Origin of the sequence: Nocardioides kongjuensis, from assembly GCF_013409625.1 — a bacterium.
GTDB lineage: Bacteria > Actinomycetota > Actinomycetes > Propionibacteriales > Nocardioidaceae > Nocardioides > Nocardioides kongjuensis.
The window spans coordinates 4,704,956-4,726,703 of record NZ_JACCBF010000001.1 but is presented as its reverse complement, the minus strand read 5'-3'; the positions used below and the strand labels follow the sequence as shown (position 1 = coordinate 4,726,703).

The 21,748-nt window shown below is 72.8% G+C and carries 18 protein-coding genes; 3 read left to right on the top strand and 15 right to left on the bottom strand.

Annotation, left to right across the window (positions count from 1 at the left end; translation table 11 throughout):
- Window positions 1-42: 42 nt before the first annotated feature.
- Window positions 43-783 carry a hypothetical protein gene (locus BJ958_RS22675; protein WP_179729084.1) on the bottom strand — a complete coding sequence of 247 codons (741 nt, stop codon included), beginning with the start codon at window positions 781-783 and terminating at the stop codon, window positions 43-45.
- An 87-nt stretch (window positions 784-870) separates the two neighbouring features.
- Here BJ958_RS22675 and BJ958_RS22670 point away from each other — a divergent pair, with 87 nt between their 5' ends.
- Window positions 871-1,767, top strand: a complete 897-nt coding sequence (locus BJ958_RS22670; RefSeq protein WP_179729083.1) for an A/G-specific adenine glycosylase — start codon at window positions 871-873, stop codon at window positions 1,765-1,767.
- Window positions 1,768-1,773: 6 nt separating this feature from the next.
- Here the strand turns inward: BJ958_RS22670 and BJ958_RS22665 are convergent, their stop codons facing one another.
- Window positions 1,774-2,358, bottom strand: a complete 585-nt coding sequence (locus tag BJ958_RS22665; RefSeq protein ID WP_179729082.1) for a TetR family transcriptional regulator — start codon at window positions 2,356-2,358, stop codon at window positions 1,774-1,776.
- An 80-nt stretch (window positions 2,359-2,438) separates the two neighbouring features.
- Here BJ958_RS22665 and BJ958_RS22660 point away from each other — a divergent pair, with 80 nt between their 5' ends.
- Window positions 2,439-2,765, top strand: coding sequence for a DMT family transporter (locus tag BJ958_RS22660; protein WP_179729081.1), 327 nt, complete (start codon window positions 2,439-2,441; stop codon window positions 2,763-2,765).
- Window positions 2,766-2,868: 103 nt separating this feature from the next.
- Here the strand turns inward: BJ958_RS22660 and BJ958_RS22655 are convergent, their stop codons facing one another.
- From BJ958_RS22655 to BJ958_RS22620, 8 genes are all read right to left on the bottom strand, one after another.
- Window positions 2,869-5,442: an ATP-dependent Clp protease ATP-binding subunit gene (locus BJ958_RS22655; protein WP_246319090.1), complete on the bottom strand. Its 2,574-nt coding sequence runs from the start codon at window positions 5,440-5,442 to the stop codon at window positions 2,869-2,871.
- Window positions 5,443-5,678: 236 nt separating this feature from the next.
- Entirely contained in the window at window positions 5,679-6,014 is a 336-nt protein-coding gene (locus BJ958_RS22650; protein ID WP_179729080.1) for a histone-like nucleoid-structuring protein Lsr2, read from the bottom strand.
- A 540-nt stretch (window positions 6,015-6,554) separates the two neighbouring features.
- Window positions 6,555-7,331 carry a type III pantothenate kinase gene (locus tag BJ958_RS22645; RefSeq protein WP_179729079.1) on the bottom strand — a complete coding sequence of 259 codons (777 nt, stop codon included), beginning with the start codon at window positions 7,329-7,331 and terminating at the stop codon, window positions 6,555-6,557.
- A 2-nt stretch (window positions 7,332-7,333) separates the two neighbouring features.
- Window positions 7,334-8,248, bottom strand: coding sequence for a carboxylating nicotinate-nucleotide diphosphorylase (gene nadC, locus BJ958_RS22640; RefSeq protein WP_218865943.1), 915 nt, complete (start codon window positions 8,246-8,248; stop codon window positions 7,334-7,336).
- Window positions 8,245-9,918 (bottom strand): L-aspartate oxidase, encoded by a 1,674-nt coding sequence (locus tag BJ958_RS22635; RefSeq protein WP_179729078.1) that lies wholly within the window; start codon window positions 9,916-9,918, stop codon window positions 8,245-8,247. Before BJ958_RS22635 ends, nadC begins: the two co-directional genes overlap by 4 nt.
- 13 nt (window positions 9,919-9,931) lie before the next feature.
- Window positions 9,932-10,351, bottom strand: a complete 420-nt coding sequence (gene panD / locus BJ958_RS22630; protein ID WP_179729077.1) for an aspartate 1-decarboxylase — start codon at window positions 10,349-10,351, stop codon at window positions 9,932-9,934.
- An 18-nt stretch (window positions 10,352-10,369) separates the two neighbouring features.
- A complete protein-coding gene (gene panC / locus BJ958_RS22625) occupies window positions 10,370-11,257 on the bottom strand; it encodes a pantoate--beta-alanine ligase (RefSeq protein WP_179729076.1) in 888 nt (295 codons plus the stop codon).
- Window positions 11,254-12,165 carry a Rossmann-like and DUF2520 domain-containing protein gene (locus BJ958_RS22620; RefSeq protein ID WP_179729075.1) on the bottom strand — a complete coding sequence of 304 codons (912 nt, stop codon included), beginning with the start codon at window positions 12,163-12,165 and terminating at the stop codon, window positions 11,254-11,256. Before BJ958_RS22620 ends, panC begins: the two co-directional genes overlap by 4 nt.
- Before the next feature lie 196 nt (window positions 12,166-12,361).
- Here BJ958_RS22620 and BJ958_RS22615 point away from each other — a divergent pair, with 196 nt between their 5' ends.
- Window positions 12,362-13,486: a hypothetical protein gene (locus BJ958_RS22615; RefSeq protein ID WP_179729074.1), complete on the top strand. Its 1,125-nt coding sequence runs from the start codon at window positions 12,362-12,364 to the stop codon at window positions 13,484-13,486.
- Here BJ958_RS22615 and BJ958_RS22610 read toward each other — a convergent pair.
- The 5 genes from BJ958_RS22610 to BJ958_RS22590 are packed head-to-tail and all read right to left on the bottom strand — an operon-like array spanning window position 13,470 to window position 21,713.
- Window positions 13,470-14,876 carry a bifunctional cytidylyltransferase/SDR family oxidoreductase gene (locus BJ958_RS22610; protein WP_179729073.1) on the bottom strand — a complete coding sequence of 469 codons (1,407 nt, stop codon included), beginning with the start codon at window positions 14,874-14,876 and terminating at the stop codon, window positions 13,470-13,472. The genes BJ958_RS22615 and BJ958_RS22610 overlap by 17 nt on opposite strands.
- Window positions 14,877-14,902: 26 nt before the next feature.
- Entirely contained in the window at window positions 14,903-16,123 is a 1,221-nt protein-coding gene (locus tag BJ958_RS22605) for a hypothetical protein (RefSeq protein WP_179729072.1), read from the bottom strand.
- The gene (locus BJ958_RS22600; RefSeq protein ID WP_179729071.1) at window positions 16,120-16,953 is read right to left on the bottom strand and encodes a hypothetical protein; all 834 of its coding nucleotides are present in this window, start codon (window positions 16,951-16,953) and stop codon (window positions 16,120-16,122) included. The genes BJ958_RS22605 and BJ958_RS22600 overlap by 4 nt, the downstream gene beginning before the upstream one ends.
- A complete protein-coding gene (locus BJ958_RS22595; protein ID WP_179729070.1) occupies window positions 16,950-18,122 on the bottom strand; it encodes a hypothetical protein in 1,173 nt (390 codons plus the stop codon). The genes BJ958_RS22600 and BJ958_RS22595 overlap by 4 nt, the downstream gene beginning before the upstream one ends.
- Window positions 18,123-18,131: 9 nt before the next feature.
- Window positions 18,132-21,713: a CDP-glycerol glycerophosphotransferase family protein gene (locus BJ958_RS22590; RefSeq protein ID WP_179729069.1), complete on the bottom strand. Its 3,582-nt coding sequence runs from the start codon at window positions 21,711-21,713 to the stop codon at window positions 18,132-18,134.
- Between the last annotated feature and the right edge of the window lie 35 nt (window positions 21,714-21,748).

The following is a 21,748-nucleotide window of genomic DNA, read 5'->3' as shown; positions in this document are numbered from 1 at the left end:
CCGTGTGCTGCTCGAGGTGGGGCCCGGTCATCGGGACGCGGATCAGTTGACCGGCGTCCTCGACTTCTTCGCCTTCTTGGTGTGCTCGGCCTTCGGCGTGACCTGGATGGTGGCGGCGACAGGGGCGCTGAGCGTGAAGTCCGCCTCTGCGGGCTCACCGCCGAGCGCTGCGGCGGCGACGGTGAAGTCGCCGGGGTCAGCCCAGCCGGCACGGCGGGTGCAGCCGTCGGTGGACTCGCGGGCCTCGGCCCACGTGAGCTGGATGGTGGCGGGCACCGCGCGGCGTACGACGACCGACTGGGCCGGGATCGCCTGCTGGCACTGGCGGGTCGTCCACACGTCCTCGGCGCCCTGGGCGACCTTCACGACGAGCGAGTCGGCGCTGACCTGCCAGGTGCAGGCCTCCGACTCCCGGGTCTGCAGCGACAGCGAGATCGTCACGTCACGGCCGGCGGTGGCACCGGGGGCGATGGACGGCGTGACGACCACGTCGGCAGCCGCGCACTCCCCGTCCGGCACAGCGAGCGTCGGGGTCGTCGGCACCGTGGCCGGGCCGGTCGCGGCGCCGGTCGCGCCTGCAGTCGCGTCGGCACCCTCGTCGCCGGCCGCGGTCTCCTTGACCTCACCGCCGGCCTGCTCAGCGGCGGGCCTCTCGTCCGAGCTGCCGTCACTTCCCGCGGTCAGCAGGCGCGCGATGACGAACACCAGCGCGAAGGCGATGCCGAGCACGAACGCCCGGCGTCGCCAGTACACCCCGGGCGGGAGCTGGCGGGAGGAGGGCATGGGACGACGGTAGTCAGCCCTGTCCCGCGAACCCGGCTGACCCGCCGACGTCACCCGCGATCGGGGGCCACGTCACAATGGGCCACGATGACGACGCGCGCCACCCCGAGCACCACCGCGGACCCCTTGGTCGAGACGGTCCTGCACTGGTACGACGAGAACGCCCGCGACCTGCCCTGGCGCCGACCGGAGGCGAGCCCGTGGTCGGTGCTGGTCAGCGAGTTCATGCTGCAGCAGACGCCGGTGGTGCGGGTGCTGCCGGTGCACGAGGCGTGGCTGGCACGTTGGCCGACGCCGGCGGCGCTGGCGGCCGAGTCGTCGGGCGAGGCGGTGCGGGCCTGGGGCCGGCTGGGGTACCCGCGCCGGGCACTGCGGCTGCACGGGGCCGCGGTCGCGATCACCGAGCAGCACGGTGGGGAGGTGCCGGCGTCGTACGACGACCTGCTCGCCCTGCCCGGCGTCGGCGACTACACGGCGGCCGCGGTCGCGGCCTTCGCGTTCGGCCAGCGCCAGGTCGTCCTCGACACCAACGTCCGGCGGGTCCTGGCGCGCACGATGACCGGGACCGAGTTCCCGCCGCGCTCGGTGACCCGCGCCGAGCGCGACCTCGGGGCATCGCTGCTGCCGCAGGATGCGCCGACCGCCGCGACCTGGTCGGTCGCGGTGATGGAGCTCGGCGCCCTCGTCTGCACCGCCGACCGGCCGCGCTGCGGCGGCTGTCCGGTCGTCGCGCGGTGCGCGTGGCAGCAGTCCGGCGCTCCGGCGTACGACGGACCGCCGCGCCAGGTGCAGACCTACGCCGGCACCGACCGCCAGTGCCGGGGCCGGCTGCTCGCGGTGCTCCGCGACGCGCCCGGCGCCGTGCCGAAGGCCCGCCTCGACACGGTCTGGGAGAACGCCGAGCAGCGCGAACGCGCCCTCGCCTCCCTCGTCGAGGACGGGCTGGCGACGCTCGACGCGGACGGGCGCTACCGGCTCCCCTGACGACGCTCAGTCACCCGACGCGGCGATCGCCGCCACGGCGTCCGCGAGATCGGACACCGACTGGTCGAGGGCCGCGGTCCCGCGGTCCAGGGGCAGGTCGAGCTGAAGACCCATCATCGCCGCGTCGAGCAGGTTCGCCGCCCGGGGAGCGAGCCCGGGGCTGCACCCCGCCCCGACCAGCAGGTCGGCCAGCGCCCGCAGCCAGGCCTGGTTGGACTGACCGACCACGCTGGCGTACGGCTCCTTGCCGAGCAGCCCGAGCGCGGCGGCCTCGACGTAGAGCCGCTGGCACCTCTCGAGCTGACCCTGCGTCGACGCCTCCCACAGCGCCACGACGGCCTCGCGCACCGAGGACGTGGGCGGCAGCGTGCGAAGCAGTCCGATCGACCGCTCGTTCGAGGTGTGCAGGACCGTCGCGACGAGGTCGTCCTTGCCGGAGAAGTGGTACAGCAGCATCCGGTCGCTGGTCCCCAGCGCGGCCGCGAGCGGCCGCAGGCTGAGGCCGATCAGGCCGTGCTCGAGGACGTGGTCGGTCGCCGCCTCGGCCAGCTGCCGTCGCCGGTCGCCCTCCCGGGCCGTCCCCGTTTCCACACCACGAATGTAGCAGGTGCTACAGTATGTAGCAGTTGCTACAGACAGCCCGTGAGGACGGGCAGAGAGGAAGGTGCGCCATGGCGATCGCCTGGGCGCTCCTGATGGCCGCCATCGGGGTCGAGGTCGCGGCGAGCGCCGCGCTCCCCCGCACCCACAGCTTCCGCGACCCGATGTGGACCGCGGTCGTGCTGGCCGGGTACGCCACGTCGATCTGGCTGCTCGCCCTCGTGGTGAAGCAGCTGCCCGTCTCGATCGCGTACGCCGTGTGGGCGGGTCTCGGCACCGCCGGCATGGCCGTGGTCGGCGTCCTCTTCCTCGACGAGCGGCTCGACCTGATGAAGGCGGCCGCCCTCGCGCTGATCGTGCTCGGCGTGGTGCTGCTCAACCTCGCCGGAGCCCACTGACCGCCGACCCGGCGCGAACCGGCTCGAAAAACACGCCGACCCGGCAGGAAGTAGCGCTACTTCCTGCCGGGTCGAGGTGATTCAGACGCCAGTTCCTGCCGGGTCAGTCGTTGCCGGCGGCCGGGAGGTCGCCGTCACCGAAGTCACCGAGGTCTCCGGGCTCGATGGTCTCCGCGACCGTCTCGAGCGGGGGCATGTCGGGCAGGGTGCCGACCTTCTGGCCCTCGAAGGTGAAGGTCGCGTTGGCGCCCTCGCCGTCGACGTCCACGAGCACGATCTGACCGGGGCCGACCTCGCCGTAGAGCATCTTCTCCGCCAGCACGTCCTCGATCTCACGCTGGATCGTGCGACGCAGCGGCCGCGCGCCCAGGACCGGGTCGAAGCCCCGCTCGGCGAGCAGGTTCTTCGCCTTCGCGGTGAGCTCGAGCCGCATGTCGCGGTCGCGCATCCGCACCTCGACCGAGGCGATCATGTTGTCGACCATCGCGACGATCTGCTCCTGCGACAGCGGCGGGAACACGATGATCTCGTCGACACGGTTGAGGAACTCGGGCCGGAAGTGCTGCTTGAGCTCCTCGGAGACCTTGCCCTTCATCCGCTCGTACGAGCCCGCCGCGTCACCGGCCTGGTTGAAGCCCAGGTTGATGCCCTTGGCGATGTCGCGCGTGCCGAGGTTGGTGGTCATGATGATGACGCAGTTCTTGAAGTCCACGACCCGGCCCTGCGAGTCGGTCAGGCGACCTTCCTCGAGGATCTGCAGCAGGCTGTTGAAGATGTCGGGGTGGGCCTTCTCGACCTCGTCGAAGAGGACGACGGAGAACGGCTTGCGGCGCACCTTCTCGGTGAGCTGGCCGCCCTCCTCGTAGCCGACGTAGCCCGGGGGCGAGCCGAAGAGCCGCGAGACGGTGTGCTTCTCGCCGAACTCCGACATGTCGAGCTGGATCAGCGCGTCCTCGTCACCGAACAGGAACTCGGCGAGCGTCTTGGACAGCCACGTCTTTCCGACACCGGACGGGCCGGCGAAGATGAACGAGCCGCCGGGACGCTTCGGGTCCTTCAGGCCGGCACGGGTACGACGGATCGCCCGGGAGAGCGCCTTGACGGCCTCCTCCTGGCCGATGACCCGCTTGTGGAGCTCGTCCTCCATCTTGAGCAGTCGGGTCGACTCCTCCTCGGAGAGCTTCACGATCGGGATGCCGGTCGCCACGGCGAGCACCTCGGCGATCAGCTCCTCGTCGACCTCGGCGACCTCGTCCATGTCACCGGCGCGCCACTGCTTCTCGCGCTCGGACTTCTTGAGGATGAGCTGCTTCTCCTCGTCGCGCAGCCGCGCGGCGGCCTCGAAGTCCTGGCCGTCGATCGCGGCCTCCTTGCGCTGGCGGACCTCGGCGATCTGCTCGTCGTACTCACGCAGGTCGGCGGGTGCCGTCATCCGGCGGATCCGCAGGCGCGAGCCGGCCTCGTCGATCAGGTCGATCGCCTTGTCGGGCAGGAAGCGGTCGGAGATGTAGCGGTCGGCGAGCGTGGCCGCGGAGACCAGCGCCTCGTCGGTGATGGTCACCCGGTGGTGGGCCTCGTAGCGGTCGCGGATGCCCTTGAGCATCTCGATCGTGTCGGCGATCGACGGCTCGGGGACCTGGATCGGCTGGAAGCGCCGCTCGAGGGCGGCGTCCTTCTCGAGGTACTTGCGGTACTCGTCGAGGGTGGTCGCACCGATCGTCTGCAGCTCGCCCCGGGCCAGCATCGGCTTGAGGATCGAGGCCGCGTCGATGGCACCCTCGGCCGCGCCCGCTCCGACGAGGGTGTGGATCTCGTCGATGAACAGCACGATGTCACCGCGGGTGCGGATCTCCTTGAGCACCTTCTTGAGGCGCTCCTCGAAGTCACCGCGGTAGCGGGAGCCGGCGACCAGCGCACCCAGGTCGAGGGTGTAGATCTGCTTGTCCTTGAGCGTCTCGGGGACGTTGCCCTTGACGATGTCCTGGGCCAGGCCCTCGACGATCGAGGTCTTGCCGACGCCGGGCTCACCGATGAGCACCGGGTTGTTCTTGGTGCGCCGCGAGAGCACCTGCATCACGCGCTCGATCTGTTGAGCACGACCGATGATCGGGTCGAGCTTGCCCTCGCGGGCGTCCTGGGTCAGGTTGCGACCGAACTGGTCGAGCACCAGCGAGGACGACGGCGCGTCGCCGCTGCTGGAGCTGCCGGTGCTGGCCGCGGCCGCGGTGCCCTCCTTGCCCTGGAAGCCCGAGAGCAGCTGGATGACCTGCTGGCGCACCCGGTTGAGGTCGGCGCCGAGCTTCTGCAGGACCTGGGCGGCGACGCCCTCGCCCTCGCGGATCAGGCCGAGCAGGATGTGCTCGGTCCCGATGTAGGAGTGGCCGAGCTGCAGCGCCTCGCGCAGCGACAGCTCGAGGACCTTCTTGGCACGAGGGGTGAAGGGGATGTGCCCCGACGGCGCCTGCTGGCCCTGGCCGATGATCTCCTCGACCTGGGCGCGCACGGCCTCCAGGGAGATGTCCAGCGACTCGAGCGCCTTGGCGGCGACGCCCTCACCCTCGTGGATGAGCCCGAGCAGGATGTGCTCGGTCCCGATGTAGTTGTGGGAGAGCATGCGGGCCTCCTCCTGGGCCAGCACGACCACCCGGCGGGCACGGTCTGTGAACCGCTCGAACATTGCACGCTCCTCACACGTCGCACGGGGTTGTTCTCAGGGTCTACAACCCCGCTCACACCCTACGCGTTCCATGGGAGCCCCCGATTCCTGTGCGCTGAAAGCGAACAGGCCACGGCTCAGGCGGCCTCGCCGCGGCGGCGTACGACGACTTCCTGACCGGTCCTGTTGCTTCTGGACCGTTGCAAAGGGCGAGAAGCGGCGGAATCACCTCTTCAGCGGCGATTCCGCCGCCGCCGTCAGTGCGCGGACTCGTAGGCCTCGCGCACGTCGGCCGGGATCCGGCCCCGCTCGGGCACCGTGAACCCGTTGTCGCGGGCCCACTCGCGGATCTCCTTGGCGGAGGTGCCGCCGGTGGCCGCTGCTCGACCGCCGCCCCGCTTCGCACCGCCGCCGGCGCGGCCGACCTTGCGGCCGTGGCCGACGTACGCCGCGAGCGCCTCGCGCAGCGCGGAGGCATTCTCGTCATTGAGGTCGATCTCGTAATTGGCACCGTCGAGCCCGAAGCTGACGGTCTGGGTGGCATCGGTGCCGTCGATGTCGTCGACGAGCACGATGTTGACCTTCTGAGCCATGAATTCCTCGCTGGGAGAAGTAGGGATATTCGAGCGAACACCGACATTCACCGATATCGCCCGGCGAATTCACACTAGCAGTTATTCCGGGCCTTTCGCCGAGGCCGACGACGCGGCGCCGAAACCGGCTGTCGAAGGCGGAAAGACCACGGTGGAACCCCCATGCCGCCATTCGCGGTTCGAGCCGGCGCACGACAGGACCGCGTCGGCCACCGTCACGATCCGGGACGACGACGGTCGAGCACGTCGGGATTCACCGGCACTCAGGTGCGCGCAGCCTCGACGACACTTATCACGACGCAGCGGCCCCACGACTATGTCCTCGGAGTCGAGATCACGAGTGGCGCGCAATTGCTTCCGACCACTGTGACGGCGATCCGAGCGAATATCACCAGCAGCTGCACGTCGACAACGCACACCAGTGACGTCCAGTCGGCTATTCGGGTCCACGCAGCCAAACCGGCGAACAGCCGCACGGAGAGCTGGAGTCCCACCGGCAGCGACCCGTTCGACGGGAAGACCGCCTTTGCGTGATCACGTTCAGCGCTGGTTGCGCCTGAACACCTTCTCCAGGCCGCGCAGGGTCAGCCAGGGGGCCCGGTGGGTGAAGCAGCGGCACTCGTCGGTGACGAGCGGGGCGAGGTACCCGGTGGAGATGACCGACACCTCGCCGGCGCTCGCGCCGAGGGCAGAGGTCAGCCGCTCGACCATGCCCTCGACCTGGCTGGCGACGCCGAAGACCATGCCGGACTGGAGCGCCTCGACGGTGTTCTTGCCGATCACCCCGCGCGGGCGGACCAGCTCGACCATCCGCAGCTGGGCGCCACCCCGGCTCAGCGCGTCCAGGGAGATCTCGATGCCGGGCGTGATCGCGCCGCCGACGTAGCGGCCCTGCTCGTCGACGACGTCGTACGTCGTGGCGGTGCCACCGAAGTCGACGACGATCGCCGGGCACTCGAAGTCGGCGGCCGCAGCGAGCGCGTTGACGATGCGGTCCGTGCCCACCTCGCGCGGGTTGTCGACGAGGATGGGGACGCCGGTGCGGATACCGGGCTCGACGATGACGCACGGGAGGTCGGGGAAGTGCGCGGGCAGCATCTCGCGCCACGCGTTGAGGACCGCCGGGACCGTCGCGCACACCGCGATCCCGGTGACCTCGTCCTCCCGCGTGCCGAGCAGGCCGCGCAGCAGCACGCCCCACTCGTCGGCGGTGCGGTGCTCGGCCGTCGAGACCCGCCAGTCGGCATGCACCGCGCCGTCGGACACGAGCCCGAGGACGGTGTGGGCGTTGCCGATGTCGGCGGCGAGCAGCGGCACGGTCAGCTCGTCCGGAAGTCCAGGCCGAGGTCGAAGACGTCGACCGAGTGGGTGAGCGCGCCGACGGAGATGAAGTCGACGCCGGTCTCGGCGACCTCCCGGGCACGCTCCAGGGTGAGCCCGCCCGAGGCCTCGAGGGTGGCCTTGCCACCGGCGTCCTGGTTGATCCGGACCGCCTCGGCCATGTCGGCCGTGCTCATGTTGTCGAGCAGCACCTCGGTGCAGCCGGCCGCCAGGATCGAGCGCAGCTCGTCGAGGTCCATCACCTCGACCTCGACCCGCAGGCCGGGGTGCTTGGCGACCACGGCGTCGTAGGCCGCCACGACGCCACCCGCGGCGACGGCGTGGTTGTCCTTGACCATGGCCCGGTCGACCAGGCTGAACCGGTGGTTGACGCCGCCACCGCACCGGACGGCGTACTTCTGCAGCGCGCGCCAGCCGGGCAGGGTCTTGCGGGTGTCGAGCACGCGGGCGCGGGTGCCGGCGAGCGCGTCGACCCAGCGCGAGGTCGCGGTGGCGATCCCGGACAGGTGCGAGGCGAAGTTGAGGGCGGTGCGCTCGGCGGTGAGCACGCCGCGGACCGGACCCTCGACGGTGAGCACGACGTCGCCGGGCTTCACGCGGGTGCCGTCGGGGGCGCGGTCGGTGATGGTCACGGTGTCGCCGAGGGCGTAGACGAAGGCGAGCTCGGCGATCGCGAGACCGGCGACGACACCCGGCTCGCGGGCGGCGAAGTCGGCCACCGCACGGCCCATGTCGGGCATCGCGTCGCTGGTGGCATCGTCGACGCCGCCGGGCAGGTCCTCCTCGAAGGCGACCACGACGTGGTCGTAGACCGCCTGCGGGTCGAGCCCGGCCGCGCGGATCTCGGCGACCAGGCTGGCCGGGAGCTCGTCGTACGGCGTCCGGGTGATCAAGCCAGTCCTCCGTCGGTGGCGGGCGAGGGTGCGAAGGTCACGGTGGTGGCGCCGTCGGCCATGGTCACGTCGAAGTGGCCGGCCCAGTCGGCGTCGTCGCGCTCGGGGAAGTCCTCGCGCCAGTGGGAGCCGCGGGTCTCCTCGCGCAGCGCGGCGGCGTCGGCGAGGGCCGCGCTGAGGGTGACCAGGTTGGTGGCCTCCCAGGAGGCCTGGTCGACGGTCTCGGCGGCGCGACTCGCCAGCTTGTCGAGCACGACCGCCGCCTCGGCCAGGCCGGGGGCGGTGCGCAGCACGCCGACTCGTGAGCTCATCGTCTCCTGCAGCTCGCGGCGGACGTCGCCGGCCACCAGGCCGGCGGTGCGGCGTTCGGCGACAGGCTCGCGCCATGCGGCCAGCTCCGCGGGCAGCACCTCGGCGATGCGTCGCGAGAAGACCAGGCCCTCGAGCAGCGAGTTGGACGCGAGCCGGTTGGCGCCGTGGACGCCGGAGCAGGCGACCTCGCCCGTGGCGTACAGCCCGGGGACGTCGGTGCGGCCGTGGAGGTCGGTGCGCACGCCGCCCGACGCGTAGTGGCACGCCGGGGCGACCGGGATCAGCTGGGTGACCGGGTCGATCCCGTAGGAGCGGGCGGTGGCGAGGATCGTCGGGAACCGCCGCTCCCAGAACTGCGCCCCCAGGTGCCGGGCGTCGAGCCACATGTGCGGGCGGCCGGTCTCGAGCATCCGCTTCATGATCGCCTTGGCGACGACGTCGCGTGGCGCCAGGTCGGCCAGCTCGTGGACGCCCTGCATGATCCGGTCGCCCTCGTCGTCGACGAGGAAGGCGCCCTCGCCGCGGACCGCCTCGGAGATCAGCGGCTGCTGCCCGCGGGAGTCGGGGCCGAGGTACATCACCGTCGGGTGGAACTGCACGAACTCCAGGTCGCGCAGGGTCGCGCCGGCGCGCAGCGCCAGCGCCATCCCGTCGCCGGTGGACACGACCGGGTTGGTGGTCTGCGTGAAGACCTGGCCGAGGCCACCGCTGGCGAGCACCACCGCTCGGCAGTGGACGGCGCCGACGCCGTCACGCTCGCCCTCGCCGATGACGTGGAGGGTCAGGCCCGCCACGCCCGGCTTCCCGGAGTCGTCGGGCCCGAGCAGCAGGTCGACGGCCAGGGCGTGCTGGATCACCTCGATGTCGGGGGCGGCCTGGATCGCGGCGATCAGCGCCCGCTGGATCTCCGCGCCCGTGGCGTCGCCTCCGGCGTGCGCGATGCGGTCGCGGTGGTGGCCGCCCTCGCGGGTCAGCGACAGCTCGCCGTCGGCGGTGTGGTCGAAGTTGGTGCCGAGCGCGATCAGCTCGCGGACCGCCTCGGGACCCTCGTTGACGAGCACCCGGACGGCGTCGCGGTCGCAGGCGCCCGCCCCGGCGACGAGCGTGTCGGCCTCGTGCTGCTCGGGGGTGTCGCCGGGACCGAGGGCGGCCGCGATGCCGCCCTGCGCCCACTGGGTCGAGCCGGCGTTGAGGACGTCCTTGGTGACGACCAGGATCTTGTCGACCTGGCCGCGCAGCCGCAGGGCGGCGGTGAGGCCGGCGATGCCGGAGCCGACGATGACGACGTCGGCGCGCGTCGTCCAGCCGGGGCTCGGGGCGGTCAGGCACCCGGGCAGGCGCAGCGTCTCCAGTGGCATCCCCGCAGGCTACTCAGCGAGCGGCGGTGACGTCGCCCCGGGACAGGCCCGGGTCGCCGAAGGTCTCGGCGGGGTCGAACCCGGTCGCCATGATCTTGTTGTCGGCGTCGACGAAGACGACGTGCGGCTGGTGGGCCTTCGCCTCCTCGGTCGTCATCTGGCCGTAGCCGATCAGGATGACCAGGTCACCCGGGTGGACGAGGCGGGCGGCGGCACCGTTGATGCCGATCACGCCGCTGCCCCGCTCGCCGGCGATCGTGTACGTCTCGAGCCGGGCGCCGTTGGTGATGTCGACGATGTGGACCAGCTCACCGGCCAGCAGGTCGGCGGCCTCGAGCAGGTCCTCGTCGACGGTGACCGAGCCGACGTAGTGCAGGTCGGCCTGCGTCACGGTCGCGCGGTGGATCTTGCTCTTCATCATGGTGCGCAGCATGGGAACTCCCCCTGGGTGTCAGAACTGCAGCGGCAGGTTGTCGATGAGCCGGGTGGTGCCGACCCGGGCGGCGACGAGGATCCGGCCCTCGGTGCCGGGCTCGGGGTAGTCGGGCAGCTCGCCGAGGTCGGTGGTGGTCAGCGCGAGGTAGTCGAGCTCCACGCCCGGCTCCGCCTTGATGACGCCCATCGCGGCCCACCGGGCCGCGGGGACGCCGTACGACGCGCGCTCCTGCGCCGCGCGCAGGGCCCGGCTCAGCGTGGCGGCCTGCCGGCGCTCCTCGTCGTCGAGGTAGCGGTTGCGGCTCGACCGGGCCAGCCCGTCGGGCTCGCGGTCGGTCTCGGCGCCGACGATCTCGATCCCGAGGCACAGGTCCGAGGTCATCCGGCGGATCAGCGCCAGCTGCTGGTAGTCCTTCTCGCCGAAGACCGCGACGTCGGGGCGGACCAGGCCGAACAGCTTGGCGACCACGGTCAGCACGCCGCGGAAGTGGCCGGGGCGGCTGGCGCCCTCCAACAGGTCGCCCAGCGGGCCGGGCTGGACGGTGACCGCCTCGGTGGCCGCACTGTCCGGGCCCTCGTGGGGCACGCCGTCGGGGTACATCTGCGCCACGGTGGGGGCGAACACGACGTCGACGCCCTCGGCCGCCGCGACGGCGAGGTCCGCGTCGAAGGTGCGCGGGTAGCGGTCGAGGTCCTCGCCGGGCCCGAACTGCAGCGGGTTGACGAAGATCGACAGCACGACGGTGCCGTCGGCGCCGGCGCGCTCGCGCGCGATCCGCAGCAAGGAGGCGTGGCCCTCGTGGAGCGCACCCATGGTGGGCACGAACACGACCCGGCCGGTGCCGCGCAGGTCGCGCAGCTCGGACCGGCTGCGCGCGAGCGCCGGGACGGTCGCGGTGGTCACAGGCTGTCCACCCGGTGGGTCGGGAGCACCCGGCGCTCGCCGTACGCGCTGAGCACGGTGCCGATCGCGCGGGCGCGGATCGGCAGCAGGCGGCCGTCGGTGACCGCACGGTCGAGGGTGGCCCACGCCATCGCGACGTACGACGGCACGGTGTCGGGGGCGTTGGCCGAGATGTCCTTGAGGTGGGCCGCCACGGTCTGGACGTCGCCGCGGACGATCGGGCCGGTCAGCGCAGCGTCGCCGTGGGCGAGGGCGTTGTCGAGGGCGGCGTCGAGCAGCGGGCGCAGCGTGCCGGCCGGGTCGTCGACACCGGCGGCGCTGAGCAGGCCCATGGCCTCGCTGACGAGGGTGACCAAGTGGTTGGCGCCGTGGGCGAGGCCCGCGTGGTAGAGCGTGCGCATCTCCTCGGGCACCCACGTCGGGCGGCCGCCGAGGTCGGCGACGAGGGACTCGGCGAGCTCACGCTCGGCCGCGCCGGCGGTCAGGCCGAAGACGCAGCCGTGGAGGCGCTCGAGGTCGACGGCGGTGCCGGTGAAGGTCATCGCGGGGTGCAGCGCGATCACCCGGGCGCCGACGGCTGCGGCGGGGGCGAGCACGGCCAGGCCGTGGCGCCCGGAGGTGTGGGCGACGACCTGGCCGGCGTGCAGCGCGCCGCTGTCGGCCAGCACCTCGACCACGTTGGGGAGCATGTCGTCGGGCACGGTGAGCAGCAGCAGGTCGGCCTCGCGGGCGACGTCGCTCGGCTTGCGCATCGCGACGCCCGGCAGGAGGTCGGCGGCGCGACGGCGCGAGGCGTCGGACTCACCGGCAGCGGCGACGACGGGGTGGCCTGCCGTGCGGAGACCCGCAGCGAGGACGGCGCCGACGCGACCCGCGCCGATCACACCCACGGAGAGCTTGGGGGACATCGTGAACCTTTCGTTCCCGTCCCTCCGACCACTCGCGCCGTGCGGCGCGAGCCGGTGTGGGTACCGGACGTTGTGCTCAGTGGTGTCGTCCCGGGGTTCCGGGACGCCTCAACGGTACGCCTGCCCGCGGAGCCCGGGAACGGGTCGGCCCGGTGGGCTGCGTCACACGCGGCAGCGGTCTCCTAGGCTCGGACCCATGTCGACGCCGTCCGCCCTGCCCACCGGGGCGCGCCTGCTGCACGTCGGCCCGCACAAGACCGGCACGACGGCCCTGCAGAGCGCGTTCCACCAGGCTCGCAGCGACGCGGCACAGCAAGGTGTCCGCTACCTCTCGCGCAGCCAGCACGATGCGCGGGCGGCGCGCTACGTCACGGACCGGATGGTCGCCGGCCGCGACCCGGCCCGCGCCGCGAAGGCCTGGCGGGCGGTGGTCGAGGGGTTCACGGCTCCCGGGCCCGAGCGTCGCGTGTTCAGCAGCGAGTTCTTGTCGGACGCCACCGACGAGCAGGTCGCGCGGATCATCGGAGAGCTCGGCAGCGAGGACCTGTGGGTGGCGATCACCCTGCGCCCGCTCGCCCGGATCCTGTCGTCGCAGTACCAGCAGGGCCTGCAGCGACAGAGTCCCCACACCTACGACGCCTGGCTGCGGATGGTCCTCGCCGAGGACGTCTCCGCCCCGGAGCCCCGCGAGTTCTGGAACCGGCACCGCCACGACGCGCTCGCGCGCCGGTGGGCCGGGCACGTCGGCCCCGAGCGGGTGGTCGTCATCGTCCTCGACCCGCGCGACCACGCCTTCCTCCCCCACGCCTTCGAGCGGCTCCTCGGCCTGCGCCCCGAGACGCTCGCCGGCCAGGACGCCCGGGAGAACCGGTCGCTGAGCGCCGACGAGGCAGAGCTGCTGCGCCGCTTCAACGCCAGCTACGCCGGCCTCGGCCTGCAGCCCGACCACTACGTCCGGTTGTTCCGCCACCTCAAGGACCACCTCAAGGAGCGCGAGCCCGGACCCGACGAGGCGTCGCTCGTCACGCCGGACTGGGCAGTCGACCGCGCGAACGCGATCGGGGCCGCGATGGCCTCGACGATCCGCGACCTCGGCGTCCAGGTGTACGGCGACCTCGACTCGATCTCCGCGACGCCGACCAGCGGCGTCTCCGCGACGCCCGAGCCCCCGACGACCGTGGACGCCGGCGTGGCCGCGTGGTTCGGCGCCGGCCTGGCCCTCGCGGCCCAGCGGCTGGCGACTCCCGGCGACGCCGCGCCCGGGCCCGCGGCCGGCGTACCCCCGAAGGGGCTGCGGGGCAGGCTCAGTCGCCGAGGCTGAAGGGATCGTCCTTGCGGACGTCGTAGACGTGCCCCGACTGGTCGGAGATGAGCACGTCGACCGAGGTGTGCGCGACGGTCTGGGAGTCGAGCAGGGTGCCGGGCGCCTCCTGGCCGAAGGCCTTGGTGCGCATCGGGGTGGCGGTCCGCTCGGGGTTGATGCAGTTGACCCGCACGCCCGCGTCGGCCCACTCGTCGGCGAGCGCCTGGGTCAGGTTGACCGTGGCGGCCTTGGCCGAGGAGTAGAGGCTGTAGCCGCTGCGGCCGCGGGTGTAGGAGCTCGAGGTGAACAGCAGCAGCGCGCCCTTGCTGGCGGCCAGGTGCGGGTAGAACTCCTGGGCGATGAAGATCGGGCCGAGGTAGTTGATCTCGGTGGCGGCATAGACCGTCTCCTCGGTCGTCTCGAGGAGCTCACCGCGCGGCAGCACCCCAGCCGTGTTGACGACGAAGTCGATGGTGCCGGCCTTGGCGATCGCCTCCTTCGCCGCGGCGGCGACGTCGGCGCGGCGGCCCACGTCGGTGTTGGTGGTCGAGCGGCTGAAGGTGAGCACCGTGGCGCCGTACGACTGCGCGAGCTCGGCGATGTCGGCGCCGATGCCGTAGCTGCCGCCGAACACGACCATCGTCTTGCCCTCGAGGGCGGCGCGGTAGCCCGCGTCGTCCTTCGCGCGCGGCAGGTCGATGCCGGTGAGCTGGAACAGCTTGTCGGCGATGAAGACGTCGATCGGCTCGGTGACCTTCATGTTCCGGTCGTCGCCGTGGACCACGATGATCGGCTCGTCGGGCAGGTACTTCAGCACCACGCTGCAGTCGTCGGTGGCGGTGAAGTCCGGGTCGCCGGCGGCGATCTCGTAGGCACGGGCGAGGACGTCGAGGCGGAACGCCTGCGGGGTCTGGCCCCGGCGCAGCGAGGCGCGCGGCGGGATGCTGCGGATGGTGTCGTCGGCGGCGACCTCGATGATCGTGTCGGCAGACGGGATCGCGACGTCGACGGCCGGGTAGCGCTCGAGCGCGGTGAAGCACTCGCCGATGATCCGCGGCGTGACCAGCGGGCGGACCGCGTCGTGGAGCAGGATCCGGGTCTGCGCGGCGTCGCCGGACGCGATGAGGTGGTCGATCGCGCGCTGCGTGGTGTCGTTGCGCGTCTCGCCGCCCTCGAGGATCGCGGTGACCTTGGGGTAGCCGCCGCCGCGGGTGATGTCGCGGACCGCGTCGGTGTGCCCGGGAGTCATCATCACGACGACCTCGTCGACGTCGGCGTGGTCGTGGAGCGCGAGCAGGGTGTGCTCGAGCAGGGTCTTGCCCGCGACCTTGATCAGCTGCTTCGGGATGTCGAGTCCGACCCGGCTCCCGACACCACCGGCGAGCAGGACGGCGACATTCCTCGTCATGGCAGGCAGTCTCCCACGCTGGTCGTTCAACCGCCGAGTCGCCGGCGGGCGCGGCGGGCCAGCTCGCGAGCCGCCGTACGACGGGCGCCGTCCTGGTCACGCTCGGCGTCCCAGTGCTCGGCGACCGCGCGGTGCCGGGACCAGACCGCGCGCTCGACCGGGCCGGCGAGCTCGCGGTGCTCGGGGCGGGGGTGGACCCCGGTGAGCTTGCTGATGATGCCGACGGCCAGGGCCGCCGCGGCGCCGGGATCGACCGCGGTGACCGGGGTGTTCTCGCCCTCGGCCGGCGCCAGCGCCCGGTCGGAGAGCAGGCCGAGGTCGCCGATCACCCGCGCCCCGGACGCGCCGATCCGCTCGGCCATCCCGGCTCCGATCTCGAGGGCCCGGTCGATCGCCCAGCCGGGGGTGAGCAGCCGCTCGGCGGCAGGGTCGGGGGGCGCGGCCTGCAGCCCGCGCGCGGCGCCGAAGCGGATGAACCTGCCGTGGTCGGCGCTGGTCCACGGCGCCCGGGCGGTCCGGTCGACGAGCGCCTGCATCAGGGTCGCCTCGGCGAAGGTCAGCGACCGGTTCGTCTTGTCGGCCGGCGGCCGGAGCAGGCCGTCGGGGAGCCCGAGCAGGCCCTCGAAGGCCGCCGGGAGCCCGCGGTGGTCGCGGTCGTCGACGACGATCACCGTGACCCGGTCGGCGCCGACGAGCCCGACCCAGCGCTCGACCAGGCGGTCGTGCCGGTGCCGCAGCCAGAAGGAGGGCGTGGTCGCCCCGCCCTCGGGTGCGTCGGCCTGCTCGAGGACCTGCCGCAGCCACTCGTCGTACGGCGGCACGGGGACGTTCTGCCCGTACTGCTGCCACTGCGACCCGAGCAGCCGCACGATCGGGCGCACGGTGATCACGACGTGGGTCCGCGGCCCCAGGACGTCGAGGACGGTGCGGGCGCCCTCGTCGGTGGCCTCGCAGTAGACCTCGCTGCTGAGCACGCCGATCCGGGGCCGGCGGGCCCGCAGCTCGGCGACGAGGGCGTACCAGCGCTCACGGAAGGCGTCGATGTCCTTGCCCGGGTCGACCCGGCCCAGGGCGACCGCCATCGCGGCGTTCATCTCGTGGGCGAGCTCACCGGGGTAGGCGACGCCGTGCGCGGCCAGCGCAGGGCGGGCGTCCCACAGCGCCCCCTGCATCGCGGTGGTGCCCGTCTTGTAGGGACCGATGTGCACCAGCGTGGTGCCGTCGGGCAGCGGCTCGACGTCGTTCATCGCGCCCCCCTCAACCGGGCCACGAGGGCGCGGGCAGGCAGCTCCTCCACCGGTACGACGACCGGCCGGTCCGGCGCGAGGTCGGCCGGACGCTCGAGCTGGCCCAGCATCACCTCGATCGCGGCGTCGGCGGCGACGTCGATCGGAACCATGCCGCGCTCGGCCGGGACCGGCCAGAGCAGCGCGTCGCGGGGCCCGCTGATGGTCACCCCGTCGGCCTCCAGCTCGGCGAGGGCGGCACGGCAGGCCTCGCGCAGCGCACGCGCCTGGGCCGGGCCCAGGTCGGGGTCGGTGTCCAGGGCCCGGCTGATGCAGGCGGTGGCGTCGGTGACCCCGTCGACGGCGGTCTGCCAGGTGGGTGGCAGCAGCACCTCGACCTGCGCGACGATCGCGTCGGCGTACGCCCGCGCGATGTCCTGGCCGCCGGGCACGCTCTGGGGCGGGACCGGGTCGGCGTCGGTGTGGGTGGCCGCGGCAGCGACGTCGAAGCGCGGCCAGCGGCGACCGGAGGCGAGGGTGAGGAGCTCGTCGAGCGAGGTGACCTCGTCGAGGGAGACCGCGACGTGCACCGGCGCAACGCCGGAGTGGACCGCCCGCACCTGGTCCACCCAGGCGGCGAGGCCCGCGGACGTCGGCTCGGGCAGCAGCTCGGTGACGGCACCCACCACCAGCAGGGAGCGGTCGGTCGGGAGGTCGACCTCGACCACCGTGACGTCGGGCAGCTCGTCGTCGTCGCGGCTGACCCGCTCGTCCTCGAGCGAGGCCCACCAGGTGGGGACGGCGAAGGTGTTCATCCCGGCGTGCGCGTCGGGGACGTGGAGCAGGCTCACCTGCGCGTCACCCGCCGACGGGCACGACGGCCGAGCTCGCCGAGCAGCTCGCGGCCGCCGTACGTCGAGAGGTCGGGCCGAGCAGGCGCGGCGGCGGCCGCCTTGCCCGCGTGCTGGAGCGCAGCCGTGAACGCGACGTCCATCAGCCGGCCGGCGCTCTCGACGTCGACCGTGGTGGGCACCTCCACCTCCTCGGGGTAGTCGGCGGGATCGACGACCAGGTCGGCCAGGTCGCCGACGACGGTGACGCCGGAGGCCTCGACGGCGGCGTTCCACGCGACGGCGTACTCGTTGGCCTTCTCGGCGACCCAGCGGGGTGCGCGGATCGGGTGGGGCGTGGTGGTGTTCGTGTAGTCGCGCAGCGGGATCCGGGCCAGCACACCGATCACCTCCATCCAGGTGGGGTGGTCGCCGCCGTGGTCGGTCCAGGCGCGGTTGAAGTACCGCAGCATCTCGGCCTCGGGGTAGGGCAGGGAGGCGTTGCCCTCGGGCACCAGCCGGAGCACCTCGGGGACGCCCATCAGGCGCTCGAAGACCCGCAGGTTGTGCAGCCGGTCGACCGGGTCGGGGACGACGAGGACGATCCGGTCCTCGCCGAAGACCGGCCCCCACTCCTCGACGATCCGACGCAGGCTGAACCGGTGCAGCGACGGCATGAACTTCACGTAGTCGAGGCTCACCTCGCCCGCGACGCTCACCGCGGCGAACTGGTTCTGCGCCCACTCCTCCAGGGACTGGGTGCCGCGCCGGCGCAGCCACTGCTGCCACTGCGACACCATCAGCGGCGCCAGCGGCCGCAGCGTGACGACGACGTGGGTGTCGGCGCCGAGTTGCTCGGCGAGGTAGGAGATCCGCTCCCCCCTGGCGTGGCTCAGCGACTCGCTCGACCAGAAGGTGCACCGGGCCTCGGACTCGCGGAACTCCTTGGCCAGCTCCTCCCAGCGCCTCTCCCAGGTGCCCTGCCAGAAGTCGGCGAGGCCGCCCGCGGCGACCTGGCCGACCCGCATCTCGTGCCGGCCGTGGTTGACGTTGTGGGCGCCGAGCGCCTCGAGCTCGGGGCGGGCGCGGTCGAGCGCGCCCTGCAGCGCCGTCGTCCCGGTCTTCGGAAGGCCGATGTGGATGAACCGCGAGCCGTCCGGGAGGGCGTCGGGCAGGTCGACTGAGCGCATCGGGTGATCCTAGGACTCGGTGCCGAAGAAGGCCGCCGCCACCCGCTCGGCGGCACGGCCGTCCATGAACCGGCTGAACCGCGCGTGGAAGGCGGCCACCTCGTCGGCGTAGCGCCGCTGCAGGCCGTCGAGGTCGCGCAGCAGGTCGACGACCTGCTCGGCGGTGTCGACGTGCGGCCCCGGCGCGGTGGGGCCGTAGTCGTAGAGGAAGCCCCGCACACCGCCGACGTAGGTGTCGAGGTCGGGCACCAGGAACACCATCGGCCGGTTCGTGAGCGCGAAGTCGAAGCGCAGCGACGAGTAGTCGAGCACCGCGGCGTCGGCCGCCAGGATCAGGTCGTTGATCTCGGGGTACTCGGTGACGTCGAGGAAGCGGGTCGCGCCCGCGCCGTCGCCGGCGGGGTTGTGGAACCGGTGGCCGCGCAGCAGCAGGACGTAGTCGGGGCCCAGCTCGCGGGCCGCGGAGGCCACGTCGAGGTGGTGCACGGCGTCGGCCGCCCGCCAGTTGGTCGCCTGGTCGTCGCGCCAGGTGGGCGCGTAGAGGATCGCCTTCTGGTGGGGCTGGATGCCGAGCCGACGGCGTACGTCGTCGCGGACGGACGCGGCCCGCTCGCCGACGAGCACGTCGTCGCGGGGGTAGCCCGCGCTGTGGATCGGGCCGTCGTAGGCGTACTCGCGGCGGTAGTACTGGTCCATGTCGGGGTCCGGGGTGAGGATCAGGTCCCACTGCTGCGAGGTGCGGGCGAGCTCGAGCTCGATGCGTCGCGGCGGGTAGTGCTTGGCGTCCCACATCCGGATGCCCATCGACTTCGACGGGTAGCCGTGGAAGGTCTGCAGCAGGCGCTGGCCCGGGCGCTTGCGGAACCAGCGCTCGGGGTCGATGTTCATGCACAGCTGCCCGGCGGCTGCCATCACCCGGTACCACTCCCGGGTGGTCATCACCACGGGTACGGCGCCCTCCGGCACCCAGGAGGCGGCCGACGCGACACCCCAGTACAGCGTGAGGTCGGGGCGGGTGCGCCGCAGCTCGTGGTGCAGCGCGAGCTGGCTGTCGGTGGCGGAGGCACCGACGTAGGACTGGAAGTAGACCGAGTCCGGCTCGAGCGGGATGTCGCCCTCGGCGTACCACTCCTGGAGCTGGGTCTGGCCGTAGGGCACGCGCTCCTCGACAGGGACCGCGGGGAGCAGCTCGACGCCCGCGACCCGCCCCTCCTGCACGACGCGTGCGGAGTAGTCGGAGCCGACCATGAAGTGGTGGAGCCGGTCGATGCCGCTCTCGCTGAGGAGGGCCCGGGTGGTGGTGGTGCCGCTGGTGACGGCGAGCCAGAACCACGCAGGCGCGAGCGGGCGCTCCCCGAGGCCCCAACGGTCGGTCGTGAGGGTGAGGCTCGCGCGGACGCTGCCGTCGTCGGCCGCCGGCAGGTCGGTGGCGAGGACCTCGGTGCCGCCGACCTGGGTGAGCAGGGCCAGCCGGGCGCTGGCCTCGGGCGCGGCGCCGAGCCAGCGGGCGGTGACGTCGAGCCGGAGGCCCTCGACGGCGAGGTCGTCGACGACGAGCGTGCCGGCGGTCTCGTACAGCTCGGTGTCGCCCGACGGCGTGCGGGAGCCGACCAGCTCGCCCTCGCCGACGCCGAGCCACTGGGGTGCGCCGGCAGCCCAGCCGAGCGGCACCTCGCGGCCGTCGGCGGTCAGCACCTGGACCTGCCAGCGACGCTGACCGGTCCAGGCCGCGGGGAGCTGGAGGCGGAACGTCGCGGTGCCGTCGGGGCCGGCGGCGAGCTCGGCACGCACCTGCTGCGTGCCCTGCGCGACACGCAGGCCGGTGACCTTCGTGGTGGCGGGGTCGAGGGTGCCCTCGACGGCGCGCCCGGAGACGGTGAGGGTGCGCAGCCGCGGGCCGTGGTCGGGGCGGACCCGCAGGCCCACCACGTCGGAGCGGGGGTTGAACGCGACCACCGAGCCGGCGACCGGGCGCGGGGCGAGGTGGTCACGGCCGATGAAGCCGGCCGAGGCCTGCTCGTCGATGAGGGGGACGGCACCGGAGCGTCGTACGCCGTCGACGTCGATGTCGACCTCGAGGATCCAGGTCGCGGTGCCGTCGGCGCCGTGGGTGGCCGCGACCACGTCGGCGACGGGGACGACGGCGTCGAAGGCGCCCCAGGAGAAGTCCTGGTGGCGGCGCAGCGCCTGGTTGGCGCGGGCGTCGCGGAACTGGCGGACCTCGAGCGGGAACCGCTGCCCGGTGGTGCTGTCGACGAGTGCGCAGGCGATCGCAGGTGTCGCGGTCATGTGCACGAAGTCGACCGCCGCGAACACGGTCAGCTCGAGGGTGGTGGCATCGACCCAGCGGACCTCGCGCAGCATCGCGCGGAACCTGGTCTCGTCGGCGGTCATCTCGAACAGCTCCGGCGGGATGCCGAGCTCGGCGTCGTCGTGGTGCGGCAGCAGCGCCCACACCTTGCCGTCGCGCACCTCGGTGGGCCGGTTGCCGCGGGTGAACAGGCGCGCCCCGAGGAACTCCTCGAGCGCCTTGCGGTGGTCGTTGCGCAGCAGCCAGAGCTTGACCCGGGCCTCGGCGTTGAGCCGCGCCCAGACGTGCTCGTCGGCGGCGTCGAGCAGCATCGTGACGTGGTCGCGCAGGGTCTGCCACTGGTGCTCGTCGGCTCGCTCGACGTCGGCGATCAGCGGCTGCACGGCCGTGTCGAGCACGCCCCACAGGAACCACTCGCTCACCTCGGGCAGGCCGAGCGCCTCGACCCGGTGCCAGGTGTGGTCGTTGCGGTCGATCCAGCCGGCCAGGCCGCTGAGCACGTCGGGGACGGTGCCGACCTGGACGCCGTCGCGGCGGTCGGTGGGGATGTAGGTGAAGTCGGCGAGCAGGTCGAAGGCGCTCGCCCGCTCGAGCAGGCCGAGCGCGACGTCGGCGCCGTCGGGGAACTCGTCGGAGAAGCGCAGTCCGAGCTGTCGCCAGGTCGCCGTCGTGAAGAGCTTGTTGCCCAGGCCGAGGTCGGTGACGGCGACCGGGGTGGCGGCGAGCGTCGTACCCCGGACGGGGGTGTGGTGGGCGGCGTCGTACGCCGAGTCGGGGATCCAGCCGGCGATGTCGGGCTCGCGCATCGCGCCGACCACGACCGGAGAGCCGGAGCGGGCGTGGGCTTCGACCAAGCGCTCGATGCCGGTGTGGACGAAGTCGTCGCCGGCGTTGGTCACCACCACGACCAGCTCCCCCGACGCGGCGGCGACGCCGGCGTTGCGGGCTGCTGCGAGGGACTTCTCGACCTTGATCCGGGTCTTGATCCGCCAGTCCTGGGCGGCGTGCTCGCGGACGGTCGCGGTGACCCGCTGGTGGCGCCCGAAGCGCACGACGAGGATCTCGAGGTTGCGGTGGGTCTGCACCTTCAGCGAGTCCAGGCAGGTGCCGATCCGGGTCGTGTCGTCGTCGCTGACGGGCAGCACGACGGTGACCAGCGGGCCGGAGAACTCACCACGGAAGCGGCGGGTGGCGCGGCCGACGGGGCCGCGCAGTCGTCCGGGACCTGCCTTGGCGAGCCTGATCAGGCCCTGCTGGGCGCGGGCGCGGTCGAGTGCCACGGCGGCAGCGTCCTTCCGGGTCGATGGGTGGGTCG